This is a genomic window from Streptomyces sp. NRRL F-5650, assembly GCF_000721365.1.
Classification (GTDB): domain Bacteria; phylum Actinomycetota; class Actinomycetes; order Streptomycetales; family Streptomycetaceae; genus Streptomyces; species Streptomyces ardesiacus.
Genome location: NZ_JOGV01000038.1, coordinates 17,352 through 43,563 on the forward strand (window position 1 = coordinate 17,352; position 26,212 = coordinate 43,563).

Here is a 26,212-nt window from a genome sequence, read left to right on the forward strand (position 1 = left end):
TCGGCCGAGGCTCAGTCGGCCGAACCGGCGTCCGTCCGTATTGTGCCGCAGGACACGCCCGGGCGGCCGGTGAAGCGGGCGGTGTTTACGAGTCCTTGGCCCGGCGCCGCAGCTCAGCCGTCCAGGTCGCCGATGGACGCCGTGGACGGCTCGCGGCGCTGCTGGGCCGCCTTCGCGGTGAAGGCCGCGGCGCGCAGGACGCGCTGGAGGTTTCCCCAGGTCAGCAGCGCCACGTCGGCCTCGTCCCAGTCGCGGCGGAACAGTTCGGCGACGAGCCGGGGGTAGCGGGAGGGGTCGCCCAGCTCCAGCGGGTGGGCGGTGCCGGTGTCGTAGGTGCCGGACAGGCCGACGCTCCGCGGGCCGGCCACCGCGCGGACGTGGTCGAGGTGGTCGGCGACGTCCCGGACGGTCGGCCCGGTCTGCTCGGCGGTCAGCGGCACCATGCACAGGCCGCCGGCCGCGCCCAGCTCCACCAGCAGGTCGTCGGGGAGGTTGGCCGGGTGCGGGCGCAGGGCGCGGGCCGCGGAGCGGGTGAACAGCGCCGGTGCCTTGGACACGGCGAAGGTACGGCGGACGGTCTGGGCGCAGGCGCCGGAGAGGTCGGCGAGGACACCGAGGCGGTTCATCTCGCGGACGACCTCCTCGCCGAACCGGGTCAGCCCCGTCTCGCCCGCCCAGGAGACCCCGGACAGCGTCAGGGCGCGCAGGCCGAGGGCGTGCAGGGAGCGCAGGATGCCCAGGCGGTCGCCGATCGCGGCCGCGCCCGCGGGACCGGGCAGCACGGCGATCCGGCCGCAGTTGCGCGCGTCGATGATCTGCCCCGCGTCGCTGGCCAGGCGCAGCCCCTCCGGGTGGGCCCGGGCGACGGTCTTGACCAGGTCCAGTCGCTCCAGCGTGGCGCCGACCGCGCGGTCCCCGGCCACGGACTCCGGCAGGTGCAGCGACCACAGCAGCGCCCCGACACGCCCCTCCCGCAGCCGCGGCACGTCCGTGTCGACGGCGCTCTCGCCCAGCTCCAGGTCGTACCAGGGCAGGTTGCCGAGCACGCCGGGCAGCCCGTTGCAGCCGTCGGCTACGGGGTGGGCGGCCAGTACGGCGAGCGCCCGGGCCAGCGGCTCGTCGCCGGGGTCGGTCACGGGCGCGCTGGGCTCCGGCGCGATGGCCTCCGCGGCGAGCGGCACGGGCAGGTCGTCGAGCCCACCGGCCTCGGTACCGGTGTGCAGGTCGTCCTGGAGATCTGCCATGGCGGTGCTCCGTACGGTCGTCGTGCGATACGGCCACCGTCGCACGGAGCTGGAGGCGCTTCCTGGCGGGTGGGGCGTTCGGGGGTACGGCGCCCCACCCGCCGGCGGGAAGCGGGCGGCTCAGCCGTCGAGCTGCTCGATGGTGGCGTTGGACGGCCCCCGCGTCCGGCGCAGGCTCCGGGCCACGTCCTCGGCGGCGTCCAGGACGCGGACCGCGTTCTTCCAGGTGAGCTTGGCCAGGTCGGCCCGGGACCAGCCGCGGTCGAGGAGTTCGGCGACGAGGTTCGGGTAGCCGGCGACGTCGTCGAGGCCGTCGGGGGTGAAGGGGGTGCCGTCGTAGTCGCCGCCGATGCCGAGGTGGTCGACGCCGGCGACCTCGCGCATGTGGTCGAGGTGGTCGGCGACCGTGGACACGGTGGCGACGGGGCGCGGGACGCGCTCCTCGAAGGCGGCGTGCACCTTCATCGCCTCGGGGCTGGAGTCGAGGTGGTGGAAGCCGTGCGCGCGCATGTTCTCGTCGGCCTCGGCGGTCCAGTCCACGGCGGCCTGGAGCACGAACTTCGGCACGAACGTCACCATCGCCATGCCGCCGTTGGCCGGCAGCCGCTCCAGGACGTCGTCGGGGATGTTGCGGGGGTGGTCGCACACCGCGCGGGAGGACGAGTGCGAGAAGATCACCGGCGCGGTGGAGGTGTCCAGCGCGTCGCGCATCGTCGTCGCCGCGACGTGCGAGAGGTCGACCAGCATGCCCTCGCGGTTCATCTCCCGCACGACCTCGCGGCCGAAGGCGGACAGGCCGCCGACGCCGGGCTCGTCGGTCGCCGAGTCGGCCCACGCGACGTTGTCGTTGTGCGTGAGCGTCATGTAGCGGACGCCCAGCGCGTACAGGGCGCGCAGGGCGGCCAGCGAGTTGTCGATGGAGTGGCCGCCCTCGGCACCCATCAGGGAGGCGATCCGGCCCTCGGCGCGGGCGGCCTCCATGTCGGCGGCGGTCAGCGCGGCGCGCAGTTCCCCGGGGTGGCGGGCGATGAGCTGCCGTACGCAGTCGATCTGCTCCAGCGTGGCGGTGACCGCGTCCGGCAGGTCGGAGCGGACGTACACCGACCAGTACTGCGCGCCGACGCCGCCGGCCCGCAGCCGGGCCAGGTCGGTGTGCAGGTACGCGGACTGGTCGGCGGCGATGTCCCGGGCGTCGAGGTCGTAGCGGACCTGCTCGCGCAGTGCCCAGGGCAGGTCGTTGTGCCCGTCGACGACGGGGAACTCGCGCAGCAGCTCGCGGGCCCTCTCCAGCGATGTCATCCGCGTCCCTTCCGTCACTTCTCGTCGGTCACTTTCCGTCGGTCACTTCTCGTCGGTCACTTTCCGAAGCCGAAGCCGGCCGTCGAGCCCGCGACCTTGTTGCGCAGCCGCTTGCCCTTCTCGGTGGCCTGGTCGTTCAGCTCCTGCTGGAACTCGCGCATCCGGCCGAGCAGCTCCTCGTCGTGGGCGGCGAGGATGCGGGCGGCCAGCAGACCGGCGTTGCGGGCGCCGCCGACGGAGACGGTGGCGACGGGGACACCGGCCGGCATCTGCACGATGGACAGGAGGCTGTCCATGCCGTCGAGGTACTTCAGCGGCACCGGCACGCCGATGACCGGCAGCGGGGTGACGGAGGCGAGCATGCCGGGCAGGTGGGCGGCGCCCCCGGCCCCGGCGACGATCGCCTTCAGTCCGCGTCCGGCGGCCTGCTCGCCGTACGCGATCATCTCGTGCGGCATGCGGTGCGCGGAGACGACGTCGACCTCGTAGGGGATCTCGAACTCGTCGAGCGCCTTGGCGGCGGCCTCCATGACGGGCCAGTCGGAGTCCGACCCCATGACGATGCCTACGACCGGGCTCACCGGGCTGGCCTGGCTCATTCGGTGATCGTCCCTCTCAGGTAGCCGGCAGCGTGACGGGCGCGCTCCAGCACGTCGTCGAGGTCGTCGCCGTAGGTGTTGACGTGGCCCACCTTGCGGCCGGGCTTCACGTCCTTGCCGTACATGTGGATCTTGAGCTGGGGGTCGCGGGCCATGCAGTGCAGGTACGCGGAGTACATGTCCGGGAAGTCGCCGCCCAGGACGTTGACCATCACGGTCCACTTCGCGCGCGGGCGCGGGTCGCCGAGGGGGAGGTCGAGGACCGCGCGGACGTGGTTGGCGAACTGCGAGGTGATCGCGCCGTCCATGGTCCAGTGGCCGGAGTTGTGCGGGCGCATCGCCAGTTCGTTGACGAGGACGCGGCCGTCGCGGGTCTGGAACAGCTCGACGGCGAGGTGGCCGACGACGCCCAGCTCCTTGGCGATGCCGAGCGCCATCTCCTCGGCGCGCAGGGCCAGCTCCTCGTCGAGGCCGGGCGCCGGGGCGATCACCGTGTCGCAGACGCCGTTGACCTGCTGGGACTCGACGACGGGGTAGGCCACCGCCTGGCCGTGCGGGGAGCGGACGACGTTGGCGGCCAGCTCGCGGACGAAGTCGACCTTCTCCTCCGCCAGCACGGGCACCCCCGCGCGGAAGGGCTCGGCCGCCTCCTCCGCGCTGTCCACGACCCATACGCCCTTGCCGTCGTACCCGCCGCGGACCGTCTTGAGGACCACGGGGAACCCGTCGCCCTCCGCCGCGAAGGCGGCCACGTCGGCCGGATCGCTCACGATCCGGTGCCGCGGGCAGGGCACTCCGATCGCGACGAGTTTCGCCCGCATCACGCCCTTGTCCTGGGCGTGCACGAGCGCCTCGGGGCCGGGGCGCACGGGGATGCCGTCCGCCTCCAGGGCCTTGAGGTGCTCGGTCGGCACGTGTTCGTGATCGAAAGTGATCACGTCACAACCGCGCGCGAACTCCCGCAACGTGTCCAGATCGCGATAGTCGCCGACGACGACTTCGTTCACGACCTGCGCCGCAGAGTCCTGAGGAGTGTCACTGAGAAGCTTGAACCTGATGCCGAGCGGGATGCCCGCCTCGTGTGTCATACGAGCGAGCTGGCCACCGCCGACCATACCGACTACCGGGAACGTCACACCCCTAGCGTATCGGCCGTGCGGAGCCCACCTGTTTACCGGCCGTTTCCCGCCGTTCCCCGCCCCCGTCGCGGCCGTCGTGGGTCCGTCCGCAGGAAGATCGCGGGTGCGGGTGGTTAGCATGAGCGGATTGACGCCAACCGACGGACGGGGGCCTGCACGACCATGGGACATGGTTCCTCGGGTGCTCAGACTGCTCCCGCCACGCCCCGCGCTCCGCGCGACGGAGTGCGGGGGAGGATCGGCCGGTTCCTCGCCGAGGTCGCGAAGTTCGGCGCGGTGGGCGGCGCGGGGGTGCTGGTCAACCTCCTCGTCTTCAACTTCGTGCGCCACACGACCGACCTCCAGGTGGTGCGCGCCAGCATCGTCGCCACGATCGTGGCGATCGTCTTCAACTACGTGGGCTTCCGGTACTTCACCTACCGCGACCGCGACAAGAGCGGCCAGACCCGCGAGATGTCACTGTTCCTGCTGTTCAGCGCGGTCGGGCTGGTGATCGAGAACGGCGTGCTCTACACGGCGACGTACGGGTTCGGCTGGGACAGCCCGCTGCAGAGCAACATCTTCAAGTTCCTCGGCATCGGCCTGGGCACGCTCTTCCGCTTCTGGTCGTACCGGAGCTGGGTGTTCCGCGCGCTGCCCGCCCGTGAGCCGGTGACGCGGGCGGAGACCTTCCTGGAGCACGAGGCCCCGGCCGCGCTCCCCCACCCGGACGGCGCCCCCGCGGGCCGCCGCTGACCGGCTCCCCGCGCTCAGCGCACCGTGCGTCCGCCGTCCTCCGGGGGCTTCTTCGGGGGATGCGTACGGGACAGGAACAGCCCGAAGACCGGCGGACGTCCCTGGAGCAGCTCCAGCCGTCCGCCGTCCGCCTCGGCCAGGTCGCGGGCGACGGCGAGGCCGATGCCCGTGGAGTTGCGTCCGCTGATCGCCCGCTCGAAGATCCGCGCCCCCAGGTCGGCCGGGACGCCGGGCCCCTCGTCGGTGACCTCGACCACGGCCTGGTTCCCGGTCACCCGGGTCCGCAGGGCGACGGTGCCGCCGCCGTGCATCAGGGAGTTCTCGATCAGCGCGGCCAGCACCTGCGCCACCGCGCCCGGCGTGCCCACGGCCGTCAGATGGCGTTTGCCGGAGCTGACGATGGCCCGCCCCTCGCTGCGGTAGGCGGGGCGCCACTCGGCGATCTGCTGCTGGATGACGTCGTCCAGCTCGAAGGTGACGGCGGAGCCGCTGCGCGGGTCGCGGGAGTTGGTCAGCAGCCGGTCCACGACGTCCGTCAGCCGCTCGACCTGCGACAGCGCGATCGTCGCCTCCTCCTTCACGGTCTCCGGTTCGTCGGTGAGGGTGATCTCCTCCAGCCGCATGGACAGCGCGGTCAGCGGCGTACGGAGCTGGTGCGAGGCGTCGGCGGCCAGGCGGCGCTCGGCGGTCAGCATCCGGGCGATCCGCTCGGCGGAGGAGTCCAGGACGTCGGCGACGCGGTCCAGCTCGGGGACGCCGTACCGCTTGTGCCGCGGGCGGGGGTCCCCGGAGCCGAGGCGTTCGGCGGTCTCGGCGAGGTCGGTGAGCGGCGAGGCGAGACGGTTGGCCTGCCGGATCGCCAGCAGTACGGCGGCGATCACCGCGAGCAGCGCCACCAGGCCGATGATCAGCAGGGTCCGCCCGACCTCCCGGGTCACCGAGGACCTGGGCTCCTCGACGAGGACGGTCTCGCCCTCCTCACCGGTGGCCCGGCCCCGCAGGACGTCGCCGGACGGCTTCTCGCCGACCTCGACGACCGGCTCGCCGGGGATGCGGATGACGGCGTACCGGGCGTCTCGGATCTGCTCCCGCAGGAAGTGCTCGTCGACGGTGCCGGTGCCGATGAGCCGGCTGTCCACGATGCTGGCCAGCCGCACCGCCTCCAGGTCGACCCGTTCCTGCGCGGTGCTGCTGATCGTGCGGGTCTCGACGATGACGAGGGAGACGCCGAAGACGGCGATCACCACGAGCACCACGGCGAGCGTGGACTGGATCAGTCGACGGCGCATGTCCTCTTACCCGGAAGACCCTTCGGAGTCCGCTCGGTCCCCTCGGGGATCAGTTCTTCTCGAAACGGAAGCCCACGCCGCGCACGGTGGCGATGTAGCGCGGGTTGGCCGCGTCGTCGCCGAGCTTCTTGCGCAGCCAGGAGATGTGCATGTCGAGGGTCTTGGTCGACGACCACCAGGTGGTGTCCCAGACCTCGCGCATGAGCTGGTCGCGGGTGACGACCCGGCCGGCGTCGCGCACCAGGACCCGCAGCAGGTCGAACTCCTTCGCGGTGAGCTGCAGCTCCTCCTCGCCCATCCAGGCCCGGTGCGACTCGACGTCGATGCGCACGCCGTGGGTGGCGGGCGGCTGCGGCGGCTCGACGGCACCGCGCCGCAGCAGGGCCCGGACCCGGGCCAGCAGCTCGGCCAGGCGGAAGGGCTTGGTGACGTAGTCGTCGGCGCCCGCGTCCAGACCCACGACGGTGTCCACCTCGTCGGCACGCGCGGTCAGGATCAGGATGGGAACGGCGTGGCCCTCGGACCGCAGCCGGCGGGCGACCTCGAGACCGTCCATGTCCGGCAGGCCGAGGTCCAGCACGACCAGGTCGATGCCGCCCTGCAGCCCCGCGTCGAGTGCGGTGGGTCCGTCCTCACGCACCTCGACCTCGTACCCTTCCCTGCGCAGTGCGCGGGCCAGCGGCTCCGAGATGGAAGCGTCGTCCTCGGCGAGCAGTACACGGGTCATGAGCTGATGGTAGACCGCTCGGAGCAACGCCCGGGCAAGATCGCGCCGAGGTCCTCCCGCCCACGTGACACCTGTGCACGGCCTGTGGGCCGGGCACCGGCCGGCCGGGCCCCGGCCCCGCGCCCACCCCCGCCTCGGAACCTGCGGCTGTGGGGTGCCATCCTGTAATAAACCTTCGAAAGATCGTTCGCGGTTCCGCAATTACCTGTGATCCGTGTCTCAAGCCCTTCCATATCGTGCGGTGTCCTGCCGTATGGTGAATCAGCGCCTGTAGTACCCAGAGGACCTTTGGCGAACGTTTCGACGCTAAGGGTCCTTTTGTGTGCGGGCCGGCCCCCACGGCCGGCCTTGAAAGGAATGACCTGTGGCCGGGCCTCACCGCGTGCAGTGACGCGCGCAGAGGCGTGGATCCCGGTGGCCGCCGCCCACCGCTTCGCAGTCCGGAGCGGAATCCCTCAGGCGTGGGACGGGCGGAGAAGGCTCGCCGGTGCCGGCCGCCCCCCACCGGGCGCGCATCGCCTCATGAGCGCGTCCCGACCAGCAAGGAACGACCATGGCGTCCAGCCTGACGAAGGACTCGGTCACCCCGGGCACCCCCGGAACCGGGAAGACCTTCTTCGGCCACCCCCGCGGACTGGCCACACTCTTCATGACCGAGATGTGGGAGAGGTTCTCCTACTACGGCATGAGGGCTCTGCTCCCGCTGTACCTCGTCGCCCAGGGCGGCCTCGGCCTCAACGCCGGCACCGCGACGGCGATCTACTCGGTGTACCTCTCGCTGGTGTACCTGCTCACGATGCCGGGCGGCTGGTTCGGCGACCGCGTGTGGGGGCCGCGCAAGACCGTCGCCATCGCCGGCGGCGTGATCATGCTCGGCCACCTCACGCTGGCGCTGCCGTCCGCCGGCACGTTCTACGCGGGCCTCGGTCTGGTCGCCATCGGCTCGGGTCTGCTCAAGGCCAACATCTCCACGATGGTCGGCCAGCTCTACGACGGTCCCGACGACCCGCGCCGCGACGGTGGCTTCACCGTCTTCTACATGGGCATCAACCTCGGTGCCTTCGTGGCGCCGCTGACCATCGGCACCATCGGCGAGAGCGTCAACTGGCACCTGGGCTTCGCGCTCGCCGCGGTCGGCATGGGCCTGGGCGTGCTCCAGTTCCTGATCGGCAGCCGCCACCTGGCCCCGCACTCCAGCGTGGTCCCCAAGCCGCTGTCCGCCCAGGAGAAGTCCTCGACGCTGCGCAAGGCCGCGTTCTGGGCCGCGCTGGCCGTCGTCTTCTACGCGGTGGTCGGCTTCTCCGGCCACTACACCCTGAACTGGATCCTGGTCCCGCTGACGCTGCTCGGTGTGATCATCCCGGTGCTGGTGCTGACCAACATCAAGCGTGACAAGTCCCTGGACCGCGCGGAGCAGTCCAAGATGTCGGCGTACATCTGGTTCTTCGTCGCGGCGGCCGTGTTCTGGATGATCTACGACCAGGGCGGCTCGACCCTGTCGCTGTTCGCCGACTCCTCGGCCGACAACAGCGTCTTCGGCTGGACTTTCCCGGTCTCCTGGTACCAGTCGGTCAACCCGGTCATCATCATGGCCCTGGCCCCGGTCTTCGCCACGCTGTGGATGGCGCTCAACCGCCGGGGCAAGGAACCGAGCACGGTCGTCAAGTTCTGCGGCGGCCTCGTCCTGGTCGGCGCGTCCTTCTTCCTCTTCCTGGCCCCGCTGGGCATCGCGGAGGGCGGCCACAAGGCGGCGGCCATGTGGCTGGTGGCGATCTACTTCGTCCAGACCTGCGGTGAGCTGATGCTCTCCCCGGTCGGCCTGTCGGTGACGACGAAGATGGCGCCGGTGAAGTACGCCTCGCAGATGATGGGCGTCTGGTTCCTGGCCGTCACCGCGGGCGACGCCACGACCGGCCTGCTCTCCATCGCCGGCGTCGACCTCAACAAGACCGGCATCGTCGCCGCGGAGGCGACGCTCGCGGTGATCGCGGGCGTGGCGATCTGGATGTACCGCAAGCGCGTCAAGCAGCTCATGGGCGACGTGCGCTGAGACCGGCGGACGGCTGCCTCGCGAGGAGGGCCCCCTCATCCAGCCCGGATGAGGGGGCCCTCCTCGTCTTCTTCACGTCGGCCGGGGGAAGTCCAGGGGCCTCGCGGGAGCTGAGCCTCCGGGGGCGGGCCTCACGGACTTCGACCGAGCATCCCCCCGTGCAAGCACCACGGCCCACACGGAGTCCGGACCAAGTCCCAAGGGCAGCCGCCACGCGGTCCACGGAGCCGGGCAGTGCGCGGGTACAACCTCGCGGCGACGTCGCAGGCACGCACGCACACGGAGATCCGGGGCTGGGTAACGGGAAACAGCGCCCTCCTGGTTCACCAGGACAGACGGTGGGCGGGCGCAACTCCGCCCCGGCGCCGCGGGCGCGAACCGGCGCCCGGCTGGTCCGCCGAGACGGGCGGTCGGGGCGGGCGGAGCGCGCAGGGCGGCCCCGCGCGTGCGCCGCGGGCTGCCGCGGGGCTACGCCGGAGCGCCCAGCTCCGCCCAGACGCGCTTGCCCGCGACCCCCGGGGTCCGCACGACGCCCCAGTCCAGGCACAGTCGCTGCACGATGAACATGCCGTGGCCGCCGGGACGCCCAGCGCGGTGCGGGGTCCTCGGGGCCGGCTGTCCCGTACCGCGGTCGGAGACCTCCAGCCGGATCACCTTCTTCTCGCAGGTGATCCGCAGCTCGTCCGGCCCCTCGGCGTGCAGGCAGGCGTTGGTGACCAGCTCGGACACCACGAGCAGTACGTCCTCGGCGGCGGCCCGCTGGTCCGCGGTGGCGGACGGCAGCCAGCCCCAGGCGTACAGCGCCTCACGGGTGAAGTCGCGGGCCAGCGGAACGACCCCGCTCGCGTCCTCGAAGCTCAGCCGGCGGGCCTGCCGCCCACCGCCCTCCGGGGAGGACACGGACGCCGCCCCGGGAACCCCCGAGGAAGGCACCGGCGCGGACGCGGGCGCCCCGGAAGCGCCGCTGGGCTCCGGACCGCGGTCGCCCGGCGAGTAGGGCCGGGTGGTGCTCATCAGCGCTTCACCTCACCGATTCACCAGTTCACGTTTCAAAGTCGTCGTCAGCAATGTCGTACACAGCCGGTTCAGGGTGTCTCCTGCCCGACCGGACCGTGCGAACACCCTGTATTCGCCACGAAACCCGGAGCGGCGCGAAAACACCCGCCCCGGGAAACGCACGAGCCCCTCCGCCGGCCGGACAAGGACCGGCTCAGCCGGACTCGTCGGCCAGGGCGGCCGCAAGCGTGTCATGAAGGGTGAAGACCGCTTCGGCCCCCGTGATCTCGAAGACCCGGGCCACCACCGGCTGCATGGCCACCAAGTGCACTCCGCCCCCCGCCGCCTCTGCCTTCAGACGCGCCCCGAGCAGGACGTTGAGTCCCGTGGAGTCGCAGAACTCCAGTCGTGAGCAGTCCACGACGAGCCGGTTGAATCCCTTGGCGAGACAGTCCTCCAGCGGCTCGCGCAACAGCTCGGCGGTGTGGTGATCCAGCTCACCCGCCGGGGTCACGACGGCACTGGGGCCCTCTTCCCGCACCTCGACCAGAAGCCGGCCCGACTGGGCCTGGCCGACCGTCCCGCGGTCCATGCCGTTTCTCTCTCCCGAGGTCGTGACTGCCTGCTGACGCCCTCGAACACTACGCCTTCCCACCGCACTCCGACACCCGAACAACCGCACACAAACGGACATACCCCCACATAACACACTTGCGGTCAGCTCGGTAAACCCGGTAGGGCTAGTAGGACACGTAAACCGACACGGCCGGCTTTGGAGGCGCCGCACACCGCAGTGCACGTATTTGGCTTCGGCAGCCGTATGCCGAGAACGATGGAGGACATCATGTCACCCCGGCTCGACGCATCGCGTACCCACCAAGCGACGTCGACACTCCCTCCGGAACATCTGGATCCCATCGAGCAGCAGGAAGCGGTCGTCGACCACGACGACGCACTCGCCGGGCTTCCGGACATCCCCGCGTACGACGAGGTCGCTCCGGCGGACGCCAGGGCGCTGTCCAAGACCCTCTTCGAGCGGCTGGAGTCGCTGGAGGAAGGCACCCATGAGTACGCGTACGTACGCAACACGCTCGTCGAGCTGAACCTCGCGCTGGTCAAGTTCGCCGCCTCCCGCTTCCGCTCGCGCAGCGAGCCGATGGAGGACATCATCCAGGTCGGCACCATCGGCCTGATCAAGGCGATCGACCGCTTCGAGCTGTCGCGCGGGGTGGAGTTCCCCACGTTCGCGATGCCGACCATCATCGGTGAGATCAAGCGCTTCTTCCGCGACACCTCGTGGTCCGTGCGCGTGCCGCGCCGCCTCCAGGAGCTGCGGCTGGACCTGGCGAAGGCCGGCGACGAACTGGCCCAGCGCCTCGACCGGGCCCCCACGGTGTCCGAGCTGGCCGAGCACCTCGGCCTGTCCAAGGACGAGGTCGTCGAGGGCATGGCGGCGTCCAACGCCTACACGGCCTCCTCGCTGGACGCCCAGCCGGAGGAGGACGACGCGGAGGGCGCGCTCGCCGACCGCATCGGCTACGAGGACCACGGCCTCGAGGGCATCGAGTACGTCGAGTCGCTGAAGCCGCTCATCGCCGAACTGCCCTCGCGGGACCGGAAGATCCTCTCCCTGCGTTTCGTCGCGGGCATGACCCAGTCGGAGATCGGCGAGGAGCTGGGCATCTCCCAGATGCACGTCTCGCGGCTGCTGTCGCGCACACTCGTACGGCTGCGCAAGGGGCTCACGGTCGAGGAGTAGTCCCCGGGCCCCGACCGGGTGTCCCTTGCCCTCAAGGGGGGTGGTCCGAAGCCGGGCCGCCCCCCTTCGGGCTGCCGTCCCTCACAGAGAGCCGACGACCATCGCGGCCGTCGGCCACAACGGCACCAGGACGCACAGCAGCCAGAACGAACGCGGAGCGAGGGAGGTCCGGCGTCGCAGCGGTTCATTGACCAGCCACCAGATGAGGCCGAACAGCACGACCACCGGGAAGACGACCACCAGCATGGGCAGCATGCCGTCGTTCTCCGTCGGGTTGCGCATGGGCCCGCCGTACTCGGCCAGCGGCCCGTTCGCCAGCACGTACCAGACGAGGTAGACCGGCACCACGGCCGGAACGCCGAGCAGCAGGTTCACCAGGAACGGCGCTCCCCACGCCCGCCAGTGCCTCGCCATCCGCCCCGTCCCCCTCCCCCGCCGACGCCCGTGCGCTCACACCCTACGCACGCCCCGCCGCCACACCCCCGCGACCAGCGGAACGCCGGGCCGGTAGGCCAGGTGGACGTGGCTCGGGGCGTCGAGCAGCGTCAGGTCGGCGTACGCGCCAGGGGTGAGGCGGCCGACGTCGTCGCGGCGCAGGGCGGCGGCTCCGCCCGCGGTGGCCGCCCAGACCGCCTCGTCCGGCGTCATCCCCATGTCCCGCACCGCGAGCGCGACGCAGAAGGGCACGGAGGACGTGAAGGACGAGCCGGGGTTGCAGTCGGTGGACAGGGCGACCGTGGCACCGGCGTCGATCAGGCGCCGCGCGTCCGGCCACTGGGCGCGGGTGGAGAACTCGGCGCCGGGCAGCAGGGTCGCCACCGTACGGCTGTTCGCGAGGGCGTCCACGTCGGCGTCGGTGAGGTGGGTGCAGTGGTCGGCGCTGGCGGCGTCGAGTTCGACGGCGAGCTGCACGCCGGGGCCGTGGGAGAGCTGGTTGGCGTGGATGCGGGGGTGCAGGCCCTTCGCCCGGCCCGCGGTGAGGATCGCGCGGGCCTGGTCGCCGTCGAAGGCGCCCTTCTCGCAGAACACGTCGATCCAACGGGCGTGCGGGGCACAGGCGTCGAGCATCTCGCCGGTGACGAGGGCGACGTAGGCGGCGGGGTCGTCGGCGAGTTCGGGGGCGACGATGTGGGCGCCGAGAAAGGTGACCTCGTCGGTGTGGCGGGCGGCGACGCGCAGGGCACGGGACTCGTCGGCGGTGGTCAGGCCGTAGCCGGACTTGGTCTCGAAGGTGGTGGTGCCCTGCCGCAGCGCCTCGGCGAGGTAGCGCGTGAGGCCGGCCTCCAGTTCCGCGTCGCTCGCGGCGCGGGTGGCGGCGACGGTGGTGCGGATGCCGCCGGCGCTGTAGGGGCGGCCGGACATGCGGGCGTTGAACTCCTCGGTGCGGTCGCCCGCGAAGAGCAGGTGGGAGTGGGAGTCCACGAAGCCCGGGAGGACCGCCCGGCCGCCGGCGTCGACCCGGTTGTCAGTGGCGGGTGCTTTGCTTGATTCACCGGTCCACGCGACGCGGTCGCCCTCGATGACGACGGCCGCGTCCCGGACCAGACCGAGCGGGGAGTGGTCGCCGAGGGAGGGGTCGTTGGTGACGAGTGCGGCGATGTTGGTGATGACGGTGCTGCTGCTCATGGGGTCCCTGGTGTCCTCGTGGGGGCGGGGGCGGGGGCGGGGTCCGGTCGTCAGGCGCGCAGGGCTTCGACGGCCCGTGCGAGGGCCTGCGGCACGTCCGGCACGAGGGCGTGCGCCCCGTCGCGCACGACGTACCGCCCGCCCACGACCGTGTGCCGTACGTCCGCTGCCGTCGCGGCGAATACGGCCGTCTCGGCGCCGAGCCTGGGCAGTGGCCCCGCCGTTCTGACCGAGTCCAGCGCGATCGTCGTGAGGTCGGCGCGGGCCCCGGTCTCGATGCGGCCGGTGTCGTCCCAGCCGAGTGCGGCGTGGCCGTCGGCGGTGGCGGCGCGCAGCAGGGCCGCGGCGGTCCAGTGACCGCGGGCGCGGGTGCGCAGGCGCTCGTTCAGCTCCATGGCGCGCGCCTCTTCCAGCAGGTCGACGACGGCGTGGCTGTCGGAGCCGAGGGAGAGCGGCGACCCCGCCCGCTGGAGCGCGGCCGCCGGGCCGATGCCGTCGGCCAGGTCCCGTTCCGTGGTGGGGCACATGCAGGTGCCGGTGCGGCTGCCGCCGAGCAGCGCGACGTCCTCGTCGGTGAGGTGGGTGTTGTGGACGCCGGTGGTGCGGGGGCCCAGCACGCCGTGGTCGGCGAGGAGCCGGGTGGGGGTGCGGCCGTGGGCCCGCAGGCAGGCGTCGTTCTCGGCGGTCTGCTCGGACAGGTGCACGTGCAGCGGGGTCCGCCGCTCCTCGGCCCACTGCGCCACGGTCGCCAACTGGTCCGCGGGCACGGCCCGTACGGAGTGGATCGCGGCCCCGATCCGTGCGTGATCCCGTTCCTTGAGAACTGAACAGCGTTCGGCCCAGCGTTCCGCCGTGCCGTCGGAGAAGCGGAGCTGGTGGGTGTTGGGGGGCTCGCCGAAGCCGGAGGACAGGTAGCAGGTGTCGAGGAGGGTGATGCGGACACCGGCTTCGGCGGCGGCCCCGATCAGCGCCTCGCCCATCGCGTTGGGGTCGGCGTAGGGCGAGCCGCCGGGGCCGTGGTGCACGTAGTGGAACTCGCCGACGGTGGTGATGCCGGCCAGGGCCATCTCGGCGTACACGGCGCGGGCGAGGGCGTGGTAGGTGTCCGGGGTCAGCCGGTCGGCGACGGAGTACATGACCTCGCGCCAGGTCCAGAAGGTGCCGGAGCCGACCTGGACGGTGCCGCGCAGGGCGCGGTGGAAGGCGTGCGAGTGGGCGTTGGCCAGCCCCGGCAAGGTCAGTCCGCGCAGGATCTCGGCGCCGGGCGGCGGGGTGGGGGCGCCCTGGTGCACGGCGGTGATGCGGCCGCCTCGTACGTCCACGGCGACGCCCGGCTCGACGTGGGTGCCGAGCCAGGCGTGCTCCAGCCAGTACGTGCGGGTCTGCTCGGTGGGGGTCACGTGCAGGCCAGCCCTTCCAGTACGTCGGCGAGTGCGGTCACCCCGGCCACGCAGTCGTCCTCGGCGGCGTGCTCGGCCGGGGAGTGCGAGACGCCGGTGGGGTTGCGCACGAACAGCATGGCGGTCGGGACGCGTTCGGCGAGGATCCCGGCGTCGTGTCCGGCGCCGGTGCCGAGGACGGGGACCCTCAGTTCCGTCTCCGTGCCCAGGATGCGGGCGAGTTCGTCGCGCAGGGCGTGGTCGAACTCGACGACGGGCGTGAAGGACTCGCGCACGACGTCCAGGTCCGCACCGTGGGCGGCGGCGTACTCGCGGGCCGCCTTCTCGATGCCGGTGACGACGGTGTCCAGGCTCGCCTGGTCGGCGGCGCGGGAGTCGAGCCAGCCGCGCACCAGGGAGGGGACGGCGTTGACGCCGTTGGGCTCGACGCCGATCTTGCCGAAGGTGGCGACGGCACCGGCCGCCTCGGCCTCGCGGCGGGCGGCGAGCACGGTCTCGGCGTACGGCAGCATCGGGTCGTGCCGGTCGGCGAGGCGGGTGGTGCCGGCGTGGTTGGCCTCGCCGCGGAAGTCGAACCGCCAGCGTCCGTGCGGCCAGATGGCGGAGGCGATGCCGATGCGGTCGCCGGTCAGGTCGAGGGCGCGGCCCTGTTCGACGTGGAGTTCCACGAAGGCGCCGATACGGGCGAGGCGTTCGGGGTCCGGACCGAGAGTGTCGGGGTCGTACCCGGCGGACTCCATCGCCTGCGGGAGGGTGATGCCGTCGCCGTCGGTGAGGCGGTGGGCCTGCTCCACGGTGAGCGCGCCCGCGGTGAGGCGGGAGCCGACGCAGGCGAGGCCGAAGCGGGCGCCCTCCTCGTCGCCGAAGTTGACGATGCCGACCGGCCTGGTGAACCGCGCTCCCTTTCCGCGCAGTTCGTCCAGGGCGGCGAAGGCGGAGACCACGCCGAGGGGCCCGTCGAAGGCGCCGCCGTCGGGCACGGAGTCCAGGTGGGACCCGGTGACGACGGCGTTCCCGGCTGCGGGGTCGCCGAGCCAGGCCCACTGGTTGCCGTTGCGGTCGGTCTCGAAGGCGAGGCCGCGTGCCTCGGCCTGCTCCTGGAACCAGGTCCGGCAGTCGGCGTCGGCGCCGGTCCAGGCGTAGCGGCGGTAGCCGCCGGAGGCGGAGCTGCGGCCGACCGGCAGCAGCTCCGCCCACATGCTGTGGAAGCTCACGCGCCGTCACCCTCGGCCGTCGCGTCGCTCACGGGCGCCTGGTCACCCTCGCGCATGGGCACCCGCACGCCCCGTTCCCCGGCCACCGACTCGGCGATGTCGTACCCGGCGTCGACGTGCCGGATGACGCCCATGCCGGGGTCGTTGGTGAGGACGCGGCGGATCTTCTCCCCGGCGAGCGGGGTGCCGTCGGCGACGGTGACCTGCCCGGCGTGCAGGGAGCGGCCCATGCCGACGCCGCCGCCGTGGTGGAGGGAGACCCAGGAGGCGCCGGAGGCCACGTTGACCATGGCGTTGAGCAGGGGCCAGTCGGCGATGGCGTCGGAGCCGTCGAGCATGGCCTCGGTCTCGCGGTACGGGGAGGCGACGGAGCCGCAGTCGAGGTGGTCGCGGCCGATGACGATCGGGGCGGCCAGCTCGCCGCTCGCGACCATGTCGTTGAACCGCTCGCCGGCCTTGTCGCGCTCGCCGTAGCCGAGCCAGCAGATGCGGGCGGGCAGGCCCTGGAAGTGGACGCGCTCACCGGCCATCTTGATCCAGCGCGCCAAGGACTCGTTCTCGGGGAAGAGGTCGAGGATCGCCTTGTCGGTCCTGGCGATGTCGGCGGGGTCTCCGGACAGGGCGGCCCAGCGGAAGGGGCCCTTGCCCTCGCAGAACAGGGGGCGGATGTAGGCGGGGACGAAGCCGGGGAAGGCGAAGGCCCGGTCGTAGCCGGCGAGCTGGGCCTCGCCGCGGATGGAGTTGCCGTAGTCGAAGACCTCGGCGCCGGCGTCCTGGAAGCCGACCATGGCCTCGACGTGCCGGGCCATGGACTCGCGGGCGCGGGTGGTGAAGCCGGCCGGGTCCTTGGCGGCGGCGTCGGCCATGTCCTCGAAGGCGATGCCGGCGGGGAGGTAGGCCAGCGGGTCGTGGGCCGAGGTCTGGTCGGTGACGATGTCGATCGGGGCGCCCATGGCGAGGAGCTGCGGGACCAGCTCGGCGGCGTTGCCGAGGACGCCGACGGACAGCGGCTCGCGCCGGTCCCGTGCCTCGGTGGCCAGCCGGAGGGCGTGGTCGAGCGAGTCGGCCTTCACGTCGAGGTAGCGGTGCTCGATGCGGCGGTCGATGGCGCGGGGATCGCAGTCGACGCAGATGACGACGCCGTCGTTCATGGTGACCGCGAGGGGCTGGGCGCCGCCCATGCCGCCGAGGCCGGCGGTGAGGGTGATGGTCCCGGCCAGCGTGCCGCCGAACTTCTTCGCGGCGACGGCGGCGAAGGTCTCGTAGGTGCCCTGGAGGATGCCCTGGGTGCCGATGTAGATCCAGGAGCCGGCCGTCATCTGCCCGTACATGGTCAGGCCGAGGGCTTCCAGACGGCGGAACTCCTCCCAGTTGGCCCAGTCGCCGACCAGGTTGGAGTTGGCGATGAGGACGCGCGGGGCCCACTCGTGGGTCTGCATGACGCCGACCGGGCGGCCGGACTGGACGAGCATCGTCTCGTCCTGCTTGAGGGTGCGCAGGGTGCGGACCATCGCGTCGAAGGAGCGCCAGTCGCGGGCCGCCTTGCCGGTGCCGCCGTAGACGACGAGCTTGTCGGGGTGCTCGGCGACCTCGGGGTCGAGGTTGTTCTGCAGCATCCGCAGGGCTGCCTCCTGCTGCCAGCCCAGGGCACTCGGCGTCGTCCCGCGTGGGGCGCGGACAGGGCGGGGTCCGGACATGGTCTGCCTCCTGGTGCTTGGCTCCCGGCGGATGTTGCTACGGATATTCACATCCTCGCTTCGTGAATAGAGCTAGTCAACAGGGTCGTGCCCCGCGCGGCGCGCGTGCGAGTGTGGGGAGGGACGTGTCGGGCAGGCAGGCAGCGACGGTATGGAGGCGGCGTGAGCGAGGACACGGACATGAGCGGCGACGGCGGCGCGCAGCGGGCGGTACGGCGGGACCGGGCGGTGCGGGCGGCCGTGGAGCAGGGGCTGCTGGGGCCCGGCACACCGATCGTCGGGCTGCTGGACGTCACCGGGATACGGGAGTCGGCCGCGGCCCTGCGTTCGGCGTTCGAAGCGGTGACGGCGCCGGGGACCCCCGTGCTGCACGCCTTCGCGGTGAAGGCGTGCCCGCTGGTGCCGGTGGTGCGGCTGCTGCACGAGGCGGGCATCGGCGCCGAGGTCGCGAGCCCGGGCGAGCTGGCCCTGGCGCGGGCGGCGGGGGTGCCGGCCGGGCGGACGGTGCTGGACTCGCCCGCCAAGACGCCGGACGAGCTGCGCGAGGCCCTGGCGCTGGGCATCGCCCTCAACGCGGACAATCCCCAGGAGCTGGAGCGCCTCGACGGCCTGGTGTCCCGGGGGACCAGCGCCTCCCCGCTCGGCATCCGGGTCAATCCGCAGGTCGGCGGGGGCTCGATCGAGGCGCTGTCCACGGCGACGGCGACCTCGAAGTTCGGGGTGGCCCTGCGCGACGAGGGGGCGCGCGAGTGGGTGGTGCGGGCGTACCTGGACCGGCCGTGGCTGACCCGGCTGCACGCGCACACCGGGTCCCAGGGCATCCCGCTGGCCCTGATGGCCGAGGGGGTGCGGGAGGCGTACGCGCTCGCCGAGGAGATCAACGAGCGGGCGGGCCGCAGGCAGGTCGACACGCTCGACATCGGCGGCGGCCTCCCGGTGAACTTCGCGTCGGAGGAGACGGCGCCGACGTACGCCGCGTACGCGCGCGTGCTGAACGAGACGGTGCCGGGACTGTTCGACGGGCGGTACGGGCTGGTCACCGAGTTCGGGCGGTCGCTGCTGGCCAAGCACGGCACGGTCGTGGCGCGCGTGGAGTACGCCAAGAGCGCCGGCGGGCGGCCGGTCGCGGTGACGCACGCGGGCGTGCAGGTCGCGACGCGGACGGTGTACGCGCCGCAGGCGTGGCCGTTGCGGATCGCCGCGTACGACGGCAAGGGCCTGCCCAGGACAGGGCCCGACGTGGTGCAGGACGTGGCCGGTCCGGCGTGCTTCGCGGGGGACCTGCTGGCCGTGGGCCGGGCGATGCCGCTCCTCGCGCAGGGGGACTACGCGGCGGCACTGGACACCGGGGCGTACTACTTCGCGCACCACTACGCCTACAACTCGCTGGCGCGGCCCGCGGTGTACGGGTTCGCCTCGGGCGGCGACGGGGGTGTCGTCTTCGCGCCGGTGCGCAGGGCGCAGACGGTCGAGGAGATCGTGGCCGAGGCGGGTGGGGAGTACGGCGACTCGCTGACCGTCGCGTTCCCCCATGACGATGCGGATGCCTCGTAGGGCGCGCGTCCGTCGTGGGCCGTCGCGCGGTTCGCCCTGCCCCTGAGCGGGCGAACCGCGCGCCCCTGCCTTCCCGTCAGACCGCGCGCCCTGCCTTCCCGTCAGACCGCGCGCCCCCGCCCTCCCGTCAGACCGCCGCCGGCGTCTTCCGCCTCGCGCCGCCCGGGGCGGCGTCGCCCGCCGCGATGCCCGTGGTGCGGTAGCCCTTGACCGCCTTGCCCGCCGGACGGCCGGCGTTGCCCGCGAGCCAGTCCACGCGGACCCACAGCAGGGCGTCGCGGGACTGCTCGCGGCGGCCGATCCAGGCGGACTTGAGCCAGAGCCCGGCGCCGCAGCCCGCCAGCAGCAGTCCGCCCGCGGCGGGGACGGCGAAGGCGCTGCCCAGGGCGGCGAGGAAGGCCAGGAGCAGCCACCAGCGGTGGCCCCGGCGCCAGTTGCGCACGGTGACCCCACGGTCCTGGAGCACGTCGTGCTTGCCCGCTCGGGCGGCCGAGCCGGCCAGGGCGGTGTAGCGCCGCCGGCGCACCCACGCCACGACCGCTGTCGCGACGACGAAGAGGGCGGCACCGGCCAGCACCCCGATCCGGCGTCCGGTGAGTCCGGGCACCAGCACCCCGATGCCCGCCGCGAGAACGCCCAGCCACCACAGCGGTGCGGCACCGGCCCGTACGACCACGGCGACCCGAGCCAGCCCCACCTGTCCTCCGCGCGCCACGTCCTGCCTCCTGTTCCCGTCCGTAGGGTGTCGCAGGCGCCGCACTGTAACGGGGCAAGCTGAGACGAATCTGAGAACCCGTCCGCCGTCCGGGTCACTCCACGAAGAGCCCCCGTGCCGCGGCCTTGGCGTCGAACTCCTCCAGCCGGGCCTGCGCGTCCGGCAGGTCGTCGCACATCGCCTCCAGCAGCACCCGGCCGAGCAGCATCGGCGCGCAGGCGGTGTCGAAGGCGAGGCCGGTGCCGACGGCGGCGGGCAGCAGCAGGTCGGACACCTTGGCCACCGGCGCGAACGCGGAGTCGGCCACGGTGACCACGGTGAGCCCCGCCTCCTTGGCGTGGGCGAGCGCCTCGACGACCTCGCGCGGGTGCCGGGGAAGGGCGAAGCAGAGCAGGGTCCGCGCCCCGGCCCGGGCGGCGGCGTCGATGCGGTCGTGGAGCATCGTCCCGCCCTCGCCGAGGAGCCGGACGTCCGGGTGGACCTTCGCGGCGAAGTAGGCGAAGCCGTGCGCCTGGGCGGCGGCGGCCCGAAGCCCGAGCACCGGCAGCGGCCGGCTCCCGGCGAGCAGCCTGCCCGCCTCCCGCACCGGCCCGGGGTCGGCCAGCACGTCCGCGAGGTGGCGCAGGTTCTCGATCTCGGCCGCCACGGCCTGCTGGTACTCGTTGACGGCGCCGGTGTCCGGGACGGGTTCCGCGGGGGCGACCTCGCGCAGGTGGCGGCGCAGCGCCGGGTAGCCGTCGAAGCCGAGGGCGACGGCGAAGCGGGTCACGGACGGCTGGCTGACCCCCGCCAGTTCGGCCAGTTCCACGCTGGAGAGGAAGGGCACGTCGGAGGCGCGCCGCACCATGCTGTGCGCGATGCGCCGCTGGGTCGGTGTGAGCCGGTGCCCTTCGAAGAGCGCCTGCAGCCGCGCGGCCGGACCGTCGGCCCCGTTCGTCCCGCCCGTCCCGTTCATGACGTGGTCCCCTCGGCCTATTCAGACGCCCCGGATTCTGCATACCGTTATACAGCGAGGCGGCGGCACGGGCCGACCCGTACCGGCCCGCCCCCGGCCGAAACGGGGGCTGTCCCCAGTGCCCGGGCGGCGTCGGCTGCCTACCGTGGGCCCCATGACGGGAATGGACGCACACGACGCCGACCTCAAGAAGGACCTCGACGCGACCCTGCGGACCCGCAGGGAGCTCGGTGAGGAGTACGAGTCGGCACTGGTCGACTCCTTCCTGGAGAAGGTCGACCGGCGCATCGACTCGGCGGTGGACCGCCGGGTGCGCCGGCAGCTCGCCGAGCAGCAGATGACGGCAGCCCGGGACAGCCGTTCGCCGACTCCCACGGACTCCTTCGGCGAGCGCTTCGGCTTCGGGATCGTCTCGCTGGTGCTGGCGATCCCGCTGTCCGCGATCGGCGGCGGCGTGGCGCACCTGCCCGGGATGCTCGTCGCCTGGGCCGGCATCGTCGGGGTCAACGTCGTCCAGGCCGTCCGCACCAACCCGGGCCTGTTCGGAGGCCGCCGGGGCGCCGGCCGGGGCGACGCCTGGGAGGACTGAGTCCCCGGAAGGGGAGGGGGAAGGACTGCGCGGGGACCGCCGCACCCCCATCACTGGGGGGCGGGACGACGGCGGTCCCCGCGGGGGACGCGCGCGGTGCCGGGCCTCGCGGCCGGGCGGCGCGTCCGTGGCGTCCTTGGAGGTCCGGGAGCCGCTCCGGAAGGTCCGTGACGCCGTTCGGCGCCGGCGGGGCCGGGGAGCCGCTCCCTTCCCTGCCGACACCCCGTACTCTGCCGGTCCCGTGTTAAGCGACTGCTGCGCGCACGTGACGTGCGCGTTCCACTTCCGCGAAGTCCGCGAGCGTCGTGAGGACCACCGGACCTGCGACGCGTCCCCCCGGCCCTGCCTGCCCCTGGCCAGCCGGTCCTACTTGCCCTTGGCCAGGAAGGACAGCAGGTCCTGCCGGCTCACCACGCCGGTCGGCTTGCCCTCGACGAGGACGATCGCCGCGTCGGCGCCGCCGAGCACCGACATCAGGTCCGCGACCGGCTCGCCGGAGCCGACCTGGGGCAGCGGGGCGGACATGTGCTTCTCCAGCGGGTCCTCCAGCGAGGCGCGCTTGGCGAACAGCGCGTCCAGCAGCTCGCGCTCCACGACCGAGCCGACGACCTCTGCGGCCATCACGTCCGGGTGCCCGGCGCCGGGCTTGACGATCGGCATCTGCGAGACGCCGTACTCGCGCAGCACCTCGATGGCCTCGCCGACGGTCTCGTCCGGGTGCATGTGGACCAGGGAGGGGATGTGGCCGCCCTCCTTGTGGTTCAGCACCTCGGCGACGCGGGCGCTGGGGCCGGCGTCCTCCAGGAAGCCGTAGTCGGCCATCCACTCGTCGTTGAAGATCTTGCTGAGGTAGCCGCGCCCGCTGTCCGGGAGCAGGACGACCACCACGTCGTCCTCGCCGAGCCGCGCCGCCACCTCCAGGGCCGCGACGACCGCCATGCCGCAGGAGCCGCCCACCAGCAGGCCCTCCTCCTTGGCGAGGCGGCGGGTCATCTGGAAGGAGTCCTTGTCCGAGACGGCGACGATCTCGTCGGCGACCTCGCGGTCGTACGCCGTCGGCCAGAAGTCCTCGCCGACGCCCTCGACCAGGTAGGGCCGCCCGGAACCGCCGGAGTAGACGGAGCCCTCCGGATCGGCGCCGATCACCTTCACCGCGCCGTCACTGGCGTCCTTCAGGTACCGGCCGGTGCCGGAGATGGTGCCGCCGGTGCCGACGCCGGCCACGAAGTGGGTGATCCTCCCCTCGGTCTGCTCCCACAGCTCGGGACCCGTGGAGTGGTAGTGGGAGAGGGGGTTGTTCGGGTTGGAGTACTGGTCCGGCTTCCAGGCGCCCGGCGTCTCGCGGACCAGCCGGTCGGAGACGTTGTAGTAGGAGTCGGGGTGCTCGGGGTCGACCGCGGTCGGGCAGACGACGACCTCGGCGCCGTACGCGCGCAGGACGTTGATCTTGTCGGTGGACACCTTGTCGGGGCAGACGAAGATGCACTTGTAGCCCTTCTGCTGGGCGACGATGGCGAGGCCGACGCCGGTGTTGCCGCTGGTCGGCTCGACGATCGTGCCGCCCGGACGCAGCTCCCCGCTCTTCTCCGCGGCCTCGATCATGCGCAGGGCGATGCGGTCCTTCACCGAGCCGCCGGGGTTGAAGTACTCCACCTTGGCCAGGACGGTCGCCCTGATCCCCTTGGTCACGCTGTTGAGCCGCACCAGCGGGGTGTTGCCGACGAGGCTGATCATCGAGTCGTGGAATTGCACCGTGGTCTCCGGATGCCGCAAAGGAAAGGTCGATATCGGTCCCGCCAGCCTATGGCCTGCCGCCCCGCGCGTGCCCCGTGACGGTCGTTCACCCTGCGTTGAGATTGGGCGACCCTCCGTACGGGGCAAGCAGTGGGTGTACGGGTTTCGGGAGGTGGCGGCGACGTATGACGAGCATGTCGAAGGCGCGGGTGGCCCGGCGGATCGCGGCCGGCGCGGCGTACGGCGGCGGCGGCATCGGACTGGCCGGTGCGGCGGCGGTCGGCCTGGTGGTGGCCGAGGTGCAGCTGGCCAGGCGCCGGGTGGGCGTGGGTACGCCGGACCGGGTGCCGAACGCGCAGGGGCTGTACGGCGGCACCCTGCCCACGGCCGGTGAGCCGCCGCTGCGGCTGGTGATGCTGGGCGACTCCACGGCCGCCGGGCAGGGCGTCCACCGGGCCGGTCAGACGCCGGGCGCGCTGCTGGCCTCGGGGCTCGCGGCGGTGGCCGAGCGGCCGGTGCGGCTGGGGTCGGTCGCGCTGCCGGGGGCGTGCTCCGACGACCTGGACCGGCAGGTGACGCTGACGCTGGCGGATCCGGACCGGGTGCCGGACATCTGCGTGATCATGGTCGGCGCCAACGACGTCACCCACCGGATGCCGGCGACCCGCTCCGTGCGGTACCTGTCCGCGGCGGTACGGCGGCTGCGCACGGCCGGCGCGGAGGTGGTGGTCGGCACCTGCCCGGACCTGGGCACCATCGAGCGGGTGCGGCAGCCGCTGCGCTGGCTGGCCCGGCGGGCCTCCCGGCAGCTCGCGGCGGCGCAGACCATCGGCGTCGTCGAGCAGGGCGGGCGCACGGTGTCGCTGGGGGACCTGCTGGGGCCGGAGTTCGCGCAGAACCCCCGGGAGCTGTTCGGGCCGGACAACTACCACCCCTCGGCGGAGGGGTACGCCACGGCCGCGATGGCGGTACTGCCGTCGGTGTGCGCCGCGCTCGGCCTGTGGCCGGCCGAGGAGGAGCGCCCGGACGCGCTGCGTCGCGAGGGCTTCCTGCCGGTGGCCCGTGCCGCGGCGGAGGCGGCGGAGGAGGCCGGTACGGAGGTCGCCGCCGCGATGCCCACGGGGCCGCGGGGGCCGTGGGCGCTGCTGAAACGCCGCAGGCGGCGCCGCGTACCGGAGGCGGAACCCACCAGCCCGGTGGGGGGTGCCCCCTCTGGGGGAGTCTGAGGACGGGGCCGTTCACACCTGCGGGACCCGGGCGGGCCCCAGACATGCCCGCCCGGCGCCCGGCACACGGCACACGGCGCCCGGCGCCCGGCACACGGCACACGAGGCGCCTCCCCACCGCCGGGCCCGAGAGGCTCCGCCCCACCGCCGAAGGGAAAAGCAAGCGCTTAGACATTTGCGGCCCATGTCACACGCCCAGAGCCGTGACCCGGGCCATACGGACGGGTAACTTCCCAACCAGCCCTGCCCGCCCCGCGTATGCCTCGCCCATGGAGCCGTGATGCCCGAAGCAGTGATCGTCTCTGCCGCCCGTTCCCCCATCGGCCGCGCCTTCAAGGGTTCCCTGAAGGACCTGCGCCCCGACGACCTGGCCGCCACGATCATCCAGGCGGCCCTCGCCAAGGTCCCCGAGCTGGACCCCCGGGACATCGACGACCTGATGCTCGGCTGCGGTCTGCCCGGCGGCGAGCAGGGCAACAACCTCGGCCGGATCGTCGCCGTCGAGATGGGCATGGACCACCTGCCCGGCTGCACCATCACCCGGTACTGCTCCTCGTCCCTGCAGACCTCCCGCATGGCCCTGCACGCCATCAAGGCCGGTGAGGGCGACGTCTTCATCTCGGCCGGCGTCGAGATGGTCTCCCGGTTCGCCAAGGGCAACTCCGACAGCCTGCCGGACACCCACAACCCGCTCTTCGCCGAGGCCGAGGCCCGCACCGCCGAGGTCGCCCAGCAGGAGGGCACCACGTGGCACGACCCGCGCGAGGACGGCCTCGTCCCCGACCCGTACATCGCGATGGGCCAGACCGCCGAGAACCTCGCCCGGGCCAAGGGCATCACCCGGCAGGAGATGGACGAGTTCGGCGTCCGCTCGCAGAACCTCGCCGAGGAGGCCATCAAGAGCGGCTTCTGGGAGCGCGAGATCACCCCGGTCACGCTGCCCGACGGCACGGTCGTCAGCAAGGACGACGGTCCGCGCGCGGGCGTCACCCTGGAGGGCGTGGCGGGCCTCAAGCCGGTCTTCCGCCCCGACGGACTGGTCACCGCCGGCAACTGCTGCCCCCTCAACGACGGCGCCGCCGCCCTGGTGATCATGAGCGACACCAAGGCCCGCGAGCTGGGCCTGACCCCGCTCGCCCGCATCGTCTCCACGGGCGTCTCCGGCCTCTCCCCCGAGATCATGGGCCTGGGTCCGGTCGAGGCGAGCAAGCAGGCCCTGTCCCGCGCCGGCCTGACCGTCGGCGACATCGACCTGGTCGAGATCAACGAGGCGTTCGCCGCGCAGGTCATCCCCTCCTACCGGGACCTCGGCATCCCGCTGGAGAAGCTCAACGTCAACGGCGGCGCCATCGCCGTCGGCCACCCCTTCGGCATGACCGGCGCCCGCATCACCGGCACGCTGATCAACTCCCTCCAGACGCACGACAAGCAGTTCGGCCTGGAGACCATGTGCGTCGGCGGCGGCCAGGGCATGGCCATGGTCATCGAGCGCCTGAGCTGACCCTGAGGGACCGTCAGTAGCGTCCGTCGGACCCTGCGTGACGAGGCGGCCCGGACCCCTGTTCCGGCAGGGGTTCCGGGCCGTTTCGTGACCCAAACTCCCCCAGGATGTGACCTACCTCTCCCGCACCCTTGATTTACGCAGGTCAGACCAGCACCACCCCC

Annotated in this window: 23 protein-coding genes; 7 read left to right on the forward strand and 16 right to left on the reverse strand. The window is 72.7% G+C overall.

The genetic code is table 11. From position 1 onward, the window contains the following. Positions 1-113: 113 nt before the first annotated feature. From IG88_RS0128060 to IG88_RS0128075, 4 genes are all read right to left on the reverse strand, one after another. Positions 114-1,244 (reverse strand): dipeptidase, encoded by a 1,131-nt coding sequence (locus tag IG88_RS0128060; RefSeq protein ID WP_031046993.1) that lies wholly within the window; start codon positions 1,242-1,244, stop codon positions 114-116. Between the two features lie 120 nt (positions 1,245-1,364). Next, entirely contained in the window at positions 1,365-2,543 is a 1,179-nt protein-coding gene (locus IG88_RS0128065) for a dipeptidase (RefSeq protein WP_031046995.1), read from the reverse strand. 56 nt (positions 2,544-2,599) lie between these two features. After that, the gene (gene purE, locus IG88_RS0128070) at positions 2,600-3,142 is read right to left on the reverse strand and encodes a 5-(carboxyamino)imidazole ribonucleotide mutase (protein WP_031046997.1); all 543 of its coding nucleotides are present in this window, start codon (positions 3,140-3,142) and stop codon (positions 2,600-2,602) included. After that, the gene (locus IG88_RS0128075; RefSeq protein WP_199807512.1) at positions 3,139-4,278 is read right to left on the reverse strand and encodes a 5-(carboxyamino)imidazole ribonucleotide synthase; all 1,140 of its coding nucleotides are present in this window, start codon (positions 4,276-4,278) and stop codon (positions 3,139-3,141) included. Before IG88_RS0128075 ends, purE begins: the two co-directional genes overlap by 4 nt. Positions 4,279-4,443: 165 nt before the next feature. Between IG88_RS0128075 and IG88_RS0128080 the strand changes: the two genes are divergently transcribed. Further along, positions 4,444-5,016, forward strand: a complete 573-nt coding sequence (locus tag IG88_RS0128080; protein ID WP_037836872.1) for a GtrA family protein — start codon at positions 4,444-4,446, stop codon at positions 5,014-5,016. Between the two features lie 14 nt (positions 5,017-5,030). Here IG88_RS0128080 and draK read toward each other — a convergent pair whose 3' ends face one another. Then, positions 5,031-6,305 (reverse strand): two-component system sensor histidine kinase DraK, encoded by a 1,275-nt coding sequence (gene draK / locus IG88_RS0128085; protein WP_031047003.1) that lies wholly within the window; start codon positions 6,303-6,305, stop codon positions 5,031-5,033. A 49-nt stretch (positions 6,306-6,354) separates the two neighbouring features. Continuing rightward, positions 6,355-7,032 (reverse strand): response regulator transcription factor, encoded by a 678-nt coding sequence (locus IG88_RS0128090; protein ID WP_019329973.1) that lies wholly within the window; start codon positions 7,030-7,032, stop codon positions 6,355-6,357. Positions 7,033-7,585: 553 nt separating this feature from the next. Here IG88_RS0128090 and IG88_RS0128095 point away from each other — a divergent pair. Continuing rightward, the gene (locus IG88_RS0128095; protein WP_031047006.1) at positions 7,586-9,082 is read left to right on the forward strand and encodes an MFS transporter; all 1,497 of its coding nucleotides are present in this window, start codon (positions 7,586-7,588) and stop codon (positions 9,080-9,082) included. Positions 9,083-9,550: 468 nt separating this feature from the next. Here IG88_RS0128095 and IG88_RS0128100 read toward each other — a convergent pair whose 3' ends face one another. Further along, positions 9,551-10,096, reverse strand: a complete 546-nt coding sequence (locus IG88_RS0128100; protein WP_031047009.1) for an ATP-binding protein — start codon at positions 10,094-10,096, stop codon at positions 9,551-9,553. A 196-nt stretch (positions 10,097-10,292) separates the two neighbouring features. Beyond that, positions 10,293-10,670, reverse strand: coding sequence for an STAS domain-containing protein (locus IG88_RS0128105; RefSeq protein ID WP_031047012.1), 378 nt, complete (start codon positions 10,668-10,670; stop codon positions 10,293-10,295). Between the two features lie 240 nt (positions 10,671-10,910). Between IG88_RS0128105 and IG88_RS0128110 the strand changes: the two genes are divergently transcribed. Further along, positions 10,911-11,837: an RNA polymerase sigma factor SigF gene (locus tag IG88_RS0128110; RefSeq protein ID WP_031047015.1), complete on the forward strand. Its 927-nt coding sequence runs from the start codon at positions 10,911-10,913 to the stop codon at positions 11,835-11,837. Between the two features lie 81 nt (positions 11,838-11,918). On the opposite strand, the gene IG88_RS0128115 is transcribed toward IG88_RS0128110, so the two are convergent. The 5 genes from IG88_RS0128115 to hutU are packed head-to-tail and all read right to left on the reverse strand — an operon-like array spanning position 11,919 to position 17,774. Continuing rightward, positions 11,919-12,251 carry a hypothetical protein gene (locus IG88_RS0128115; RefSeq protein WP_031047018.1) on the reverse strand — a complete coding sequence of 111 codons (333 nt, stop codon included), beginning with the start codon at positions 12,249-12,251 and terminating at the stop codon, positions 11,919-11,921. A 36-nt stretch (positions 12,252-12,287) separates the two neighbouring features. Next, a complete protein-coding gene (hutI, locus tag IG88_RS0128120; protein WP_031047020.1) occupies positions 12,288-13,463 on the reverse strand; it encodes an imidazolonepropionase in 1,176 nt (391 codons plus the stop codon). A 50-nt stretch (positions 13,464-13,513) separates the two neighbouring features. Continuing rightward, positions 13,514-14,863 carry a formimidoylglutamate deiminase gene (locus tag IG88_RS0128125; protein WP_031047022.1) on the reverse strand — a complete coding sequence of 450 codons (1,350 nt, stop codon included), beginning with the start codon at positions 14,861-14,863 and terminating at the stop codon, positions 13,514-13,516. After that, positions 14,860-16,077: an allantoate amidohydrolase gene (locus tag IG88_RS0128130; protein WP_031047025.1), complete on the reverse strand. Its 1,218-nt coding sequence runs from the start codon at positions 16,075-16,077 to the stop codon at positions 14,860-14,862. Before IG88_RS0128130 ends, IG88_RS0128125 begins: the two co-directional genes overlap by 4 nt. Further along, entirely contained in the window at positions 16,074-17,774 is a 1,701-nt protein-coding gene (gene hutU, locus IG88_RS0128135; protein WP_051852102.1) for a urocanate hydratase, read from the reverse strand. Before hutU ends, IG88_RS0128130 begins: the two co-directional genes overlap by 4 nt. Before the next feature lie 180 nt (positions 17,775-17,954). On the opposite strand from hutU, the gene IG88_RS0128140 reads away from it, so the two are divergent. Continuing rightward, positions 17,955-19,328 (forward strand): diaminopimelate decarboxylase, encoded by a 1,374-nt coding sequence (locus IG88_RS0128140; protein ID WP_037836882.1) that lies wholly within the window; start codon positions 17,955-17,957, stop codon positions 19,326-19,328. Positions 19,329-19,455: 127 nt separating this feature from the next. Here IG88_RS0128140 and IG88_RS0128145 read toward each other — a convergent pair whose 3' ends face one another. Together IG88_RS0128145 and IG88_RS0128150 are read right to left on the reverse strand one after the other, a co-directional pair. Then, positions 19,456-20,043 (reverse strand): hypothetical protein, encoded by a 588-nt coding sequence (locus IG88_RS0128145; protein ID WP_031047034.1) that lies wholly within the window; start codon positions 20,041-20,043, stop codon positions 19,456-19,458. A gap of 94 nt (positions 20,044-20,137) precedes the next feature. Further along, positions 20,138-20,998 (reverse strand): MurR/RpiR family transcriptional regulator, encoded by an 861-nt coding sequence (locus IG88_RS0128150; RefSeq protein ID WP_031047038.1) that lies wholly within the window; start codon positions 20,996-20,998, stop codon positions 20,138-20,140. 163 nt (positions 20,999-21,161) lie between these two features. On the opposite strand from IG88_RS0128150, the gene IG88_RS0128155 reads away from it, so the two are divergent. After that, the gene (locus IG88_RS0128155) at positions 21,162-21,587 is read left to right on the forward strand and encodes a hypothetical protein (RefSeq protein WP_031047042.1); all 426 of its coding nucleotides are present in this window, start codon (positions 21,162-21,164) and stop codon (positions 21,585-21,587) included. A 366-nt stretch (positions 21,588-21,953) separates the two neighbouring features. Here IG88_RS0128155 and IG88_RS0128160 read toward each other — a convergent pair whose 3' ends face one another. Further along, positions 21,954-23,339 (reverse strand): cystathionine beta-synthase, encoded by a 1,386-nt coding sequence (locus IG88_RS0128160; protein ID WP_031047046.1) that lies wholly within the window; start codon positions 23,337-23,339, stop codon positions 21,954-21,956. A gap of 167 nt (positions 23,340-23,506) precedes the next feature. Between IG88_RS0128160 and IG88_RS0128165 the strand changes: the two genes are divergently transcribed. Further along, the gene (locus IG88_RS0128165; RefSeq protein ID WP_031047049.1) at positions 23,507-24,547 is read left to right on the forward strand and encodes an SGNH/GDSL hydrolase family protein; all 1,041 of its coding nucleotides are present in this window, start codon (positions 23,507-23,509) and stop codon (positions 24,545-24,547) included. 280 nt (positions 24,548-24,827) lie between these two features. Next, positions 24,828-26,048, forward strand: a complete 1,221-nt coding sequence (locus IG88_RS0128170) for an acetyl-CoA C-acetyltransferase (RefSeq protein ID WP_031047052.1) — start codon at positions 24,828-24,830, stop codon at positions 26,046-26,048. Positions 26,049-26,212 lie beyond the last annotated feature (164 nt).

What these genes read in the sequence shown, in the direction of transcription:
- IG88_RS0128060 (WP_031046993.1), bottom strand. Translation starts at nt 1,244, where the DNA reads ATGGCAGATCTCCAGGACGACCTGCACACCGGTACCGAGGCCGGTGGG.
- IG88_RS0128065 (WP_031046995.1), bottom strand. Translation starts at nt 2,543, where the DNA reads ATGACATCGCTGGAGAGGGCCCGCGAGCTGCTGCGCGAGTTCCCCGTC.
- purE (WP_031046997.1), bottom strand. Translation starts at nt 3,142, where the DNA reads ATGAGCCAGGCCAGCCCGGTGAGCCCGGTCGTAGGCATCGTCATGGGG.
- IG88_RS0128080 (WP_037836872.1), top strand. Translation starts at nt 4,444, where the DNA reads ATGGGACATGGTTCCTCGGGTGCTCAGACTGCTCCCGCCACGCCCCGC.
- draK (WP_031047003.1), bottom strand. Translation starts at nt 6,305, where the DNA reads ATGCGCCGTCGACTGATCCAGTCCACGCTCGCCGTGGTGCTCGTGGTG.
- IG88_RS0128090 (WP_019329973.1), bottom strand. Translation starts at nt 7,032, where the DNA reads ATGACCCGTGTACTGCTCGCCGAGGACGACGCTTCCATCTCGGAGCCG.
- IG88_RS0128095 (WP_031047006.1), top strand. Translation starts at nt 7,586, where the DNA reads ATGGCGTCCAGCCTGACGAAGGACTCGGTCACCCCGGGCACCCCCGGA.
- IG88_RS0128100 (WP_031047009.1), bottom strand. Translation starts at nt 10,096, where the DNA reads ATGAGCACCACCCGGCCCTACTCGCCGGGCGACCGCGGTCCGGAGCCC.
- IG88_RS0128105 (WP_031047012.1), bottom strand. Translation starts at nt 10,670, where the DNA reads ATGGACCGCGGGACGGTCGGCCAGGCCCAGTCGGGCCGGCTTCTGGTC.
- IG88_RS0128110 (WP_031047015.1), top strand. Translation starts at nt 10,911, where the DNA reads ATGGAGGACATCATGTCACCCCGGCTCGACGCATCGCGTACCCACCAA.
- IG88_RS0128115 (WP_031047018.1), bottom strand. Translation starts at nt 12,251, where the DNA reads ATGGCGAGGCACTGGCGGGCGTGGGGAGCGCCGTTCCTGGTGAACCTG.
- hutI (WP_031047020.1), bottom strand. Translation starts at nt 13,463, where the DNA reads ATGAGCAGCAGCACCGTCATCACCAACATCGCCGCACTCGTCACCAAC.
- hutU (WP_051852102.1), bottom strand. Translation starts at nt 17,774, where the DNA reads ATGTCCGGACCCCGCCCTGTCCGCGCCCCACGCGGGACGACGCCGAGT.
- IG88_RS0128140 (WP_037836882.1), top strand. Translation starts at nt 17,955, where the DNA reads ATGAGCGGCGACGGCGGCGCGCAGCGGGCGGTACGGCGGGACCGGGCG.
- IG88_RS0128150 (WP_031047038.1), bottom strand. Translation starts at nt 20,998, where the DNA reads ATGAACGGGACGGGCGGGACGAACGGGGCCGACGGTCCGGCCGCGCGG.
- IG88_RS0128155 (WP_031047042.1), top strand. Translation starts at nt 21,162, where the DNA reads ATGGACGCACACGACGCCGACCTCAAGAAGGACCTCGACGCGACCCTG.
- IG88_RS0128165 (WP_031047049.1), top strand. Translation starts at nt 23,507, where the DNA reads ATGACGAGCATGTCGAAGGCGCGGGTGGCCCGGCGGATCGCGGCCGGC.
- IG88_RS0128170 (WP_031047052.1), top strand. Translation starts at nt 24,828, where the DNA reads ATGCCCGAAGCAGTGATCGTCTCTGCCGCCCGTTCCCCCATCGGCCGC.